This window comes from Bartonella sp. EBT8 (assembly GCF_055796165.1).
This window is the reverse complement of record NZ_JBTTDJ010000050.1, coordinates 1-2276: the sequence shown is the minus strand read 5'-3', so window position 1 is coordinate 2276 and position 2276 is coordinate 1. Positions and strand designations below refer to the sequence as shown.

2 protein-coding genes are annotated in these 2276 nt (G+C 38.3%); one reads left to right on the top strand and one right to left on the bottom strand.

Annotation, left to right across the window (positions count from 1 at the left end):
* Positions 1–297: 297 nt before the first annotated feature.
* Positions 298–606: a hypothetical protein gene (locus AC0QT4_RS08875; RefSeq protein ID WP_473201312.1), complete on the bottom strand. Its 309-nt coding sequence runs from the start codon at positions 604–606 to the stop codon at positions 298–300.
* 557 nt (positions 607–1163) lie between these two features.
* On the opposite strand from AC0QT4_RS08875, the gene AC0QT4_RS08870 reads away from it, so the two are divergent.
* A partial coding sequence (locus AC0QT4_RS08870; RefSeq protein WP_473201311.1) for a tyrosine-type recombinase/integrase occupies positions 1164–2276 on the top strand: 1113 nt, incomplete at its 3' end.

The following is a 2276-nucleotide window of genomic DNA, read 5'->3' as shown; positions in this document are numbered from 1 at the left end:
ATTCATTTTAAGATGCAATTTGATAAAAACGATATTGCGTTTATACACAAAATATGTAATTTAAAATCTACTCATTTTATGAATTTCCTTACTGTAGTTTTGAGAGAAAAGCCGTATCAATTCATTTTGGTGCGGTTTTTTTTGTTATAGACTCTTGCATATTTCACGTATTTTTTTTAGAATCCAATTATAGTTTACTATTTTATTTTTCATACTCCTTTTTTTTAAACTTAAAGCCGCGTTTTATATGACACGGCTTTTTTTTTGCAATAAAAGAGGCGCCCCCCGCGCCGTGATTTATGCTGCTTTGTTTATATGATGTATTTCAGTTACTGAATTAATTTTTGGTTCATAAGCTTTTAAAAGCGGCTCTAATTCAGATGTTGGCTCTGAGTAACCAAAATTAGTAAGGATAGCTAACATTTTTATCATGTTAGGATTTTCATTTTGTAATTTAAGGACGATTACCTTTTCGATTGCTGCCATTAGGTCTACAAGATCATTATGGTATTGTTCTTCAGTATCATCTTGATTAGCTTCTTTGCATACAGCCAACCATAGATTGCAGAGGAAGTCAGTTGTTAGATTGAATTCGTTGTTTTCCATTGGAAAAACCTTTCTTGTAATATTGTTTTTAATTGACATCCCATACGGGCGCCGGGTGCTAAAAACACGGTCACAAGTCCGTCGTTATGCTTTTCCCTCGCGAAGGGTCTTGTATGGCATAACCACACCCGGCATAAATTATTATATGCTAATTAAAGCACAAAAGATAGCCAGTATTCTTAAAAGCAGGGAAAGATCTTATCGTGATCAACCCGCTTGTGATTTTCGTGTTTTTAAGCACTTGAGATTCGTTTAACATAATGGTTTATTAGTGTCAATATGAATTTTTAAATATTTTACATATTGTTGTTTTTAAAGGGCAGCATTTCAAATGCCACCCTTTTTTACTTACTTGCATTTCAAATAAGGGCGCCGGGTGCTAGCAACACATTGATTTATAATGATAATTTACTGTTTTGCATATTGAATTAGACCCCCGAATATTGTAGGATTCTCTCATCTCAAATCATCTTATGTTCAATCAATTAAAGTCACTTATTTGCACGTCATAAGCGGGGTTATCGTGTGGGTAGAAAACCGTTTAGAAAGGAACAAAAATGCCTCTTATGAATCGTCTTAATGCAAGGGCTGTCGCAACATTGGGGGCTGGCAAATATAATGATGGTGCCGGCTTGTTACTTCATAAGCGTAAAGATGGTGGCGCTCAATGGCTTTTACGCTATACCATCCACGGGCGGCGTCGTGAAATGGGCTTGGGTGCGTTGCGAAATGTCTCTTTAAAACAAGCCCGTGAATTAGCAACTCAATGGCGTTCTGTTTTGCATGAGGGTCGTGACCCAATTAACGAACGTGACAAACAAAAACGTGAGGCAATGCGGAATCTTCATTACTTAAAAGATATCGCTTTAGATACGTTTGAAACTCGTAAAGCTGAATTAAAAGGAGATGGCAAGGCTGGAGATTGGTTTTTACCTTTACGTCTCTATATTCTCCCTAAGTTAGGTTGTATACCCATTTCAGAGATTACCCAAACCGATATACGCAATGTGCTCGCTCCCATCTGGCATACAAAAGCGGCAACAGCAGAGAAAGCACTAAATCGACTTAATATTTGTTTCAAACATGCTGCTGCATTGGATTTGGATGTTGATTTACAAGCAACAGAAAAAGCACGCGCGCTCTTAGGCAAACAACGCCATAAAGTCACAAATATACCGGCAATGGATTGGAGAGAGGTTCCGGATTTTTATAAAACACTTTGCCAAACAACAACCATGACACAACTAGCTTTACGTCTACTTATTCTTACAGGCGTTCGTACAAATCCCTTGCGTCATATCCATAAAGATCAGATTGATGGGAATATATGGACCATCCCTGCTGAAAATATGAAAGGAAGGCTTGATACTACAACAGAGTTTCGCGTGCCTTTATCATCTGAAGCATTGGAAATTTTGAAACAAGCGCGTCCTCTCTCTCGCAATGATTTCTTCTTTTCTGCAAAAGGTCGTGGTCCTCTTGGTGAAAATTGCATGTCACAATATATGCAACAGATTGGGCTTGAAGCTCGCCCGCATGGTTTTCGCTCTAGTTTACGCGATTGGCTCGCAGAAACAACCGATGCTCCTTTTGAAGTCGCTGAAACCATTCTAGGTCATACGGTTGGGGGTAAAGTAGAGCGTGCTTACCGTCGTACTGATTATTTAGAA